Genomic DNA, 7,668 nt, shown 5'->3' with positions numbered 1-7,668 from the left:
TCACATATTCGATAGAAAGATCTGACAGTTCATGAACACATCTATTTGTCGCTTAGTAAAAAATCAATTCCCGCCCAAGCTGAACAACATAACGTCCGTTATCCCTTGTTTGTGCTTTGTTGCGCGGGGCAAATTCAACTCAGGATAGCATATTCTCGCCGCCCTACCCCGCGATCCTGCCGAACTTCGCCTCAAGATACGCCAGCAACGGGCCTTCGCTTGGCTCGATGCCGCTGCACGCGTGGGCGATCGTGGCGCGGGGCTCTCGCAATCCGCCGTGGCGTTGCAGCGCCTCGTTCAGCCATTCGGTGGCCGAGGATGGATCGCCCTGCGCCAGAGCCTCGTCAAGGTTGGGCAAATCGCTGCGCATCGCCTCGTTCAGGCAGCCCGCATAGACGTTGCCCAAGGAATAGGTCGCGAAGTAGCCGAACAGGCCGACGGACCAATGCACATCCTGCAATACGCCGTTTGACGGCTTGTCTACTGCGAAGCCGAAATCAGCTTTAAAACGATCATTCCACGCCGCCTCCAGATCATCGACGGCCAGATCACCTGCGATCAAAGCGCGCTCCAGATCGAAGCGCAGCAGGACGTGCAGGTTATATTGCACCTCGTCCGCTTCGGTGCGGATGAACCCTTGGCGCAGTTTGTTGACGGTGCGATAGAACGTATCCTCGTCCGCCACGCCGAAATCGCCAAACACATCGCGCATTTGACCATAGAGATAGCCACAGAACGCGCGCGAGCGCCCCAGTTGGTTCTCATAGATACGGCTTTGGCTTTCGTGCACGCCCATCGATACCCCGCCGCCCACTGGGGTCAGCAGATAGGCGTCGCTGATGCCCTGTTCATAGCAGGCATGGCCGACCTCGTGGATGGTGGAATAGATGCAGTTGAACGGATCGCGCGCACTGGTGCGGGTGGTGATGCGCACGTCCTGACCTGAGCCTGAGGAAAACGGATGCACGGCTTTGTCCACGCGCCCGTGGCTCATGTCATAGCCGAAGGTTTTAGCCAGTTTGCGGGTCAGCTTCATCTGCTTACCCTCGTCGAAGTCGAAATCGAGATCGGCAGGTTGTTCAGTGGCCATAACTTGCTCGCGCAAGGCCGTAAGCCGTGGACGCAGGGCTGCGAACATATCGCTCAGACTTTCTGCGCTGGCACCCGGTTCATAATCTTGCAACATCGCATCATAGACATCGCCGCCCGCGGCGAGCGCTGCGCCCTCTTCGCGTTTCAGCGCAACGACCTCTTTCAAGGTTGGCAGGAAGGCGGCGACATCTTCATTTTCACGCGCCTCGGCCCAAATGCCTTGGCTTGCAGAGGTCAGTTTCGCCAGCGCTTGCGCCAAATCGGCAGGCACCTTCTGTGCACGCTCATAAGACATGGTAATCAGACGCAACTGCGCCTTGCCCGCTTCATCAGGGGCCTGAGCATTGCTCAGCCATTCGCCAATGCGAGCGTCCGTGCGGCGGGCGTGCAGAACGCCTTCAAGCGCGGCCATTTCTTCGCCGCGCTGCGGTGCCGCCCCGCGCGGCATCATGGTTTCCTGATCCCAACCCAAACGGCCCATTACGGCGCTCAGTGCTTCCGTCTCGCGCTGATGCGCCATTAGATCATCATATGCACTCATTTTGCTGCTCCTCGCAGGCTATCAGGTGTCGGGTAGCCCGCATAAAAACGCGCGCGCAGGATCAGGACCCAAAGCGCAACGGCGCCCAGTTGGTGGACAATGGCAATATGCCAAGGCGCGGAATACAGGACCGTGAAGATGCCAAGCAGCATTTGCAGGCCCATCATAGCGATGACAACGGTGAAGGCACCGCGCGTGCCAGAATTTGGCGATTTGCGCGCGCGTCGCCAGATCACGATACCGAAGATGAACAATAGATACCCCGCCATGCGATGCATGAACTGAACCAGCCCTGCGTTTTCGAAGAAATTGCGCCAGAGCGGTTCCAGATCGAAGGGATAGGGCGGGATAAAGCCGCCCGACATTAGCGGCCAGTCATTATAAGTACGCCCCGCGTCAATCCCGGCCACCAAGGCGCCCAACAGGATCTGCAGAAAGGCAAAATGCATCAGCCCGGTGCTCATTGAAAACAGCTTCGCTTCACGGTGGCGACGGCATTGCATGAGCTGACGCTCCTCGCAGTTCAGCTCGAACATAAACCATGCGATAAAGCCAAGGATGATGAAGGCCAGACCAAGGTGCGTTGCAAGGCGATAAGAGGCCACATCAAGCATCGAGCCGCTCAGGCCCGAACTGACCATCCACCAGCCCACAGCGCCCTGCAAACCGCCAAGCGCACCGATGCCAAGCAACCTGCCCGTCCATCCTGTCGGAATGTTCTTCGTGAGCAGAAAACCGAAAAATCCGAGCGCCCAAACAAGGCCGATCACACGGCCAAGCTGGCGGTGGCTCCACTCCCACCAATAGATGAACTGGAATTCAGACAGGCTCATGCCTTTGTTTTGCAACTGATATTCTGGAATTTCGCGGTATTTGTCGAATTCGACCTGCCACGCGGCCTCGCTCATCGGGGGCATTGCGCCAGTCACTGGTTTCCATTCGGTGATCGACAATCCGCTATCGGTCAAACGGGTCAACCCGCCAACCGCAATCATCACGACAACCAAGGCAAACAGCACCATCAACCAAAGCCGTATGCCGCGCCGCGCACCGCGTTTGCCCGCGTCAATCACGCCCGTCACGGGGGCGGTTTTTTGGGCCGTATCGACCTCTTCGAAAATACTGCGTTTTTTGCTCATGACCTGCCTCTTGATCTGCGGGTTTGTGTAAGGGTAGGCCTGCCACCCTGCCCCTTCAAGCCGCTATTGAGATTTATCTTTCCAACGCACCATCTGGCGCAGCACGCCGTGCAACATCTGCACATCCGCGCGGGTCAGCGGCATGCGCGACCACATGTTTCGTAGATTGACCTGCATGCTATCGACCTTCTCGGGTGGATAGAAAAACCCGGCCTCGTCAAGACGCTCTTCATAGTGTTTTGCCAGCGCTTCGGTTTCGCTTTGCGAGGCCCAGACAGTCTTGGCCATTTCCGTGCGTTCATGGGTGATCTGGCCGACTTGCCGTTGCCATTCATACCCGGTCAGCAAAACGCATTGCGCCAGATTGAGCGAGGCAAATTCAGGGTTCACCGGCACGTTGATGACCGCATTGGCGCGGGCGATATCATCGTTTTCCAATCCCGCGCGTTCTGGTCCGAACAACACGGCGACCTTCTCGCCATTTGCGATCTTTTCTGCTGCCAACTTCATCGCGCCTTCTGGCGAAAACGCAGGCTTGGTCAGGCCCCGCTGGCGCGCGGTCGTCGCAAACACATAGGTGCAATCCTCGACCGCCTCTGGCGTGGTTTGGAAAAACTGCGCCTCATCCAAAAGCCGCCCGGCACCCGAGGCCATTGCATCCGCTTTCGGGTTTGGCCAGCCATCGCGCGGATCAACAAGTCGCATACGATCAAGGCCGAAATTCCACATTGCGCGCGCCGCCGCCCCGATGTTTTCACCCATTTGCGGGCGCACCAGAACAAAGCTGGGCTGAGGCGTATCGGTTGGCATGGCAAAGCTCCTGTGCAGGCTGTGCTGCTGATAATCCCGCATGCGGCGGGTTTCAAGCGCAAGGGCATTTGCTAAGGTAAGCTCGGGAGGACGTGTTCATGGCATATGATGAGGGTTTGGCAGAGGTGATGCGCGATGATCTTGCGCAGCTTGAAGGCCTCAAAGAGGTGCGCATGTTTGGCGGCATTTGCTTTATGCACCATGGGCATATGCTTTGCGGCGTCCACAAGGATGGCGCGCTTTACCGCGTGGGCAAAGAGCGGCACAGCATGGCGCTGGACTTGGCTGGCGTGCACGAGATGACAATGACGGGGCGGTCAATGGGTGGTCTGGTCGATGTCGAGATCAACGCTATGGCCGAGGACGCATTGCGCGAACGTCTGCTCGAAATGTCCCTGGAATTCACCGCGAGTCTACCGCCTAAGTAGCCAAAGCGAATTTTCACGCGTATAGGGGGCGAAACATTAAGACGGAGCGCGCCACATGGCCGAAATCGAGCAGCCACAACTCTACCTTATCACACCACCAGAACTGGATTTGGACGTCTTTCCCGCGCTTTTGGCACAGGCCCTGGATAGCACGGAGATCGCTTGCGTGCGCCTTGCTTTGGCAACGCAGGACGAGGATCGTATCTGCCGCGCAGCTGATGCCTTGCTTGAGGTGACGCTTGCACGAGATGTTGCCTTGGTCGTTAGCGAACATATTCTACTGGTCGAAAAACTGGGCCTTGATGGCGTGCATCTGGGCGATGGATCGCGCCGCGTGGCAAAAACACGCAAAATGCTTGGCGATGATGCGATTATTGGTGCCCATTGCGGCACATCGCGCCACGACGGCATGAGCGCAGGCGAAGCAGGCGCGGATTACGTCAGCTTTGGCCCCATTGGCGAAGCCGCGCTTGGTGATGGGTCCCGCGCCAGCCATGATCTGTTTCAATGGTGGTCAGAAGTCATCGAAGTGCCCGTTGTCGCCGAAGGTGCACTGGATACATCCGCGCTGAACGCATTCGCGCCGATTACCGATTTCTTTGCCCTGGGCGAGGAAATTTGGGGCACTCAGGCCCCACTTGCACGCCTTGCCGAAATCGCCGCGCTGATAAAGCAAAGCTAAACGTCAGCAATCAGATTTCTTCGGCCCGCATCGCGCGGGCCGTCGCAAGGCCTAGCGCATAGCTGATATCGCCATACATGCTGTCATATCCTTGGAATAACGCCGCAGTCAGGGCCTTGCCCTCGCTGGTATTGCTCATCGCTGTATATGCCTCAATCGCGCCCGGCTCCAACGGCGAATAGGCCATTATCAAAAAGCCATATAGCCAGTCCCGAGTGTCCGCGCGCGTCACTTCTTCCTGTTCCCAAACATCCGCAAGAATTTCAGCCTCGCTCAATTCGAACGCGCCGCCATCAACAAGCCCGCTATAGAACTGGATGTTGGAATTTAGCGCGCCGACCACATTCGCTTCTAGCAGATCACCCGCGGCAACAACTTCATCAATCAAAACGAATGCATCATCACCAGCGCGTTCAAAAGCGCGCGCGCGTTCCTTCGCGTCTTCCTCGATCGCAGGGTCCATCATTGCGGCCCGCGCGCTAAGTTCAAGAGAAACGATAGTCTCGCCCTGCGGTGAATAGAAATAGGCCTCCAGCGGGGCCAAATCCACCCCTTCCAAGCCTTTGGCAAAGCCACGGCGCACCGCAATTTCCATCGCATCCGTGTCATAGATCCGCGCGACCATTGCGCCCCAGCTATCGGAATATCCACCCGGTAACATCTCATCGCCCAGCTCAACCGCGTAGCTAAGCCCTTCTTCGCGCATCAAGGCGATCATCTGCTCCATACCAAGCGCGCTGAGCAACCGGTCGGTTGCTTCACTCGCAAACAAGCTGTCGGGGGACAAAACAATAGCAATAGTTGCAAGGAGGAAGCGAAAACGCACGTTATAGCCTTTCAAAAGCTTGAGCAGTCACCGCCCAACATAAGCACGCCCGGCACGATTGCCAACGCGCCAGTATGTGTCGCCTTGGGGTTTCTCTAGCAAGTCAAAAAAGCGGTTGCACCCGCGCCTGCGCGCGATTATCCGAAAGCCAGCCACACCCACGGAGAGGTGCCGGAGTGGTCGAACGGGGCGGTCTCGAAAACCGTTGTGGGTGCAAGCCCACCCAGGGTTCGAATCCCTGTCTCTCCGCCACTTTCCACGCGTCCCGGTTGTGATCGTCCAAAAGTGGTCTGCAAACAGATTTTGCAGGGTGCGCAGATATATTTTGCGCAGCTCGAATTCAAGAATTGGGATATGGCGGACAGACAGGGATTCGAACCCTGGAGACGGTCTCCCGCCTACACACTTTCCAGGCGTGCGCCTTCGACCACTCGGCCACCTGTCCGTTGGGCGGGGTTTAGCCGCAACCGCGCAGGGAATGCAAGCATAAATCTGGCGGGGTTCTCACTTCTTTGCGAAGCTCAGGAAATGAACGCTAAAGGCAATTTCTGCAACGATCGCAAGGAAAATGCCGACGCCGACGCGCCCCTGTGCGAACTCGACAAGACCTAGCAACGCGAGCCCTGCCATCATAGTGCCAAGCCCCAGGAATATCGCGCGGCTCGCCGGAGAAGGGTCCAAAGCGCGGCTGTGCCAGCAAATTACAGCGATACCGCAAAAGAGCATGCCCGCACGGCGCGCAAAGATAGCGCCGCTGTGATCCAGTTCAATCTGAAACAACCAGGCCAGCAATTGTGGAACGATCAAAAGCGTTGCGCAGAGCGCCCCGCAGACAATCGTCGCCAATGTCATGGTCAGTGGTTGCGAGAGAAGTTTCACCCAGAATCCAATCGTATGTGTCCGCTTAATCATCCAGATGCAGGTAAACGCGGCGGTTTTGCTTACCCTTCTTTTCGATCTTGCCAAGGCGCACGCGCCCGATCTCAGATGTGCGCGCGACATGGGTGCCACCGCAGGGTTGCAGATCAATCTGCCGTGCCTCATTTCCGATCCGCACAAGGCGCACACGCCCTGCCCCCATCGGCGGCATGACCGACATGGTCTTGACCAGTTGCGGATTGGCGCGCAGCTCGTCATCGCTGATCCAGTCTTGCGACACCACATAGTCGAGTTCGATCAAAGCATTCAAAGATCGCTCTAACGCGTCTTTGTCATCGGGTGCATCGGGCATGTCAAAATCGAGCCGCCCCTTGCCGACTGAGATCGAGCCGCCCGAGACAGGCAAAGGAATGACAACAGACAGCAGGTGTAGCGCCGTATGGACCCGCATAAGGGAGTGGCGCCGCTCCCAGTCCAGCGATTGCGTCACGCGCGTGCCGATCGCTGGCAAAGGGGCTGGCTCGGCGGGCACAAGCGCGGTGTGCCCGTCCTTGCTGTCCTTGATCTTCACGCATGTCGCGATAGTGAGCTTATGGCCTGTCCAGCTTAGCGTGCCGCTATCCCCCGGCTGCCCGCCCCCCGTTGCATAAAAGATCGAAGCGTCCAGAACAACGCCGCCCTCCGGGGTATGGGCAATGACACTTGCCTCAGCGTCGCGGATATAGGCGTCGTCCAAAAACATTTGCACAGTCATGCAAGATCTTCCCCGTTATTCTTCGCGGGTTCTCCGCCTACCAGTGCCTCCGGGTTTCTGATCCAGATATCACGCTGCGCGAACGGAATTTCGACACCTTCCTCACCAAATCGTTTTGCGATTTCGTGGTTCATGTCCGATTTCACCGACAGCACATAATTCACATCGCGCAAGATTGCCCTGATTTCGAAATCGAGGGAATCCGCCCCAAAGCCCTGGAATACGATTGAAGGTTCAGGATTGAGCAACACCATAGGATGTTCGCGCGCAATCGCCAGAAGGATGCTTTCAACCTTGCGCGTATCATTGCCATAAGCGACGCCCACAGGAACGATTACGCGGCCAACCGTCTTGCCGCGCGTCCAGTTGGTCACCATGCCCGACACAAGATCGGCGTTCGGGACAATGACATCGGTGCGATCAAAGGTTTCGATGCGCGTGGAGCGCACGGAAATCCCGCGCACATAGCCCATCTTGCCACCGACCTCGATCCAGTCGCCCTCGCCGATGGGACGCT

Annotated in this window: 9 protein-coding genes and 2 tRNA genes; 3 read left to right on the top strand and 8 right to left on the bottom strand. The window is 57.4% G+C overall.

Annotated elements, in window-relative coordinates; genetic code table 11:
• Positions 1–163 precede the first annotated feature (163 nt).
• From WBC85_RS13155 to WBC85_RS13145, 3 genes are all read right to left on the bottom strand, one after another.
• Positions 164–1,633, bottom strand: a complete 1,470-nt coding sequence (locus tag WBC85_RS13155; RefSeq protein ID WP_424437955.1) for a carboxypeptidase M32 — start codon at positions 1,631–1,633, stop codon at positions 164–166.
• Positions 1,630–2,772, bottom strand: coding sequence for a heme A synthase (ctaA, locus tag WBC85_RS13150; protein WP_424437952.1), 1,143 nt, complete (start codon positions 2,770–2,772; stop codon positions 1,630–1,632). The genes WBC85_RS13155 and ctaA overlap by 4 nt, the downstream gene beginning before the upstream one ends.
• Before the next feature lie 63 nt (positions 2,773–2,835).
• Entirely contained in the window at positions 2,836–3,582 is a 747-nt protein-coding gene (locus WBC85_RS13145; protein WP_424437949.1) for an RNA methyltransferase, read from the bottom strand.
• A gap of 98 nt (positions 3,583–3,680) precedes the next feature.
• Here WBC85_RS13145 and WBC85_RS13140 point away from each other — a divergent pair, with 98 nt between their 5' ends.
• Both WBC85_RS13140 and WBC85_RS13135 read left to right on the top strand, forming a co-directional pair.
• Positions 3,681–4,010, top strand: coding sequence for a TfoX/Sxy family protein (locus WBC85_RS13140; protein WP_424437947.1), 330 nt, complete (start codon positions 3,681–3,683; stop codon positions 4,008–4,010).
• 55 nt (positions 4,011–4,065) lie between these two features.
• Positions 4,066–4,692 (top strand): thiamine phosphate synthase, encoded by a 627-nt coding sequence (locus tag WBC85_RS13135; RefSeq protein WP_424437944.1) that lies wholly within the window; start codon positions 4,066–4,068, stop codon positions 4,690–4,692.
• A gap of 10 nt (positions 4,693–4,702) precedes the next feature.
• Here the strand turns inward: WBC85_RS13135 and WBC85_RS13130 are convergent, their stop codons facing one another.
• The gene (locus WBC85_RS13130; protein WP_424437941.1) at positions 4,703–5,518 is read right to left on the bottom strand and encodes a DUF2059 domain-containing protein; all 816 of its coding nucleotides are present in this window, start codon (positions 5,516–5,518) and stop codon (positions 4,703–4,705) included.
• Between the two features lie 162 nt (positions 5,519–5,680).
• Between WBC85_RS13130 and WBC85_RS13125 the strand changes: the two genes are divergently transcribed.
• Positions 5,681–5,770 (top strand) — tRNA-Ser (locus WBC85_RS13125).
• A gap of 103 nt (positions 5,771–5,873) precedes the next feature.
• Here WBC85_RS13125 and WBC85_RS13120 read toward each other — a convergent pair.
• From WBC85_RS13120 to WBC85_RS13105, 4 genes are all read right to left on the bottom strand, one after another.
• Positions 5,874–5,963: transfer RNA gene (locus WBC85_RS13120), tRNA-Ser, on the bottom strand.
• Between the two features lie 59 nt (positions 5,964–6,022).
• On the bottom strand, positions 6,023–6,397 hold the full coding sequence (locus WBC85_RS13115) for a hypothetical protein (protein WP_424437938.1): 375 nt from the start codon (positions 6,395–6,397) through the stop codon (positions 6,023–6,025).
• Between the two features lie 25 nt (positions 6,398–6,422).
• Positions 6,423–7,151 (bottom strand): alanyl-tRNA editing protein, encoded by a 729-nt coding sequence (locus WBC85_RS13110; protein ID WP_424437935.1) that lies wholly within the window; start codon positions 7,149–7,151, stop codon positions 6,423–6,425.
• Positions 7,148–7,668: mechanosensitive ion channel family protein (locus tag WBC85_RS13105; protein ID WP_424437932.1), on the bottom strand; the 521-nt coding region annotated here is incomplete at its 5' end. The genes WBC85_RS13110 and WBC85_RS13105, both read right to left, overlap by 4 nt.

This window comes from Planktotalea sp. (assembly GCF_049680325.1).
Lineage (GTDB): Bacteria > Pseudomonadota > Alphaproteobacteria > Rhodobacterales > Rhodobacteraceae > Planktotalea.
This window is presented reverse-complemented; position numbering and strand designations above follow the sequence as displayed.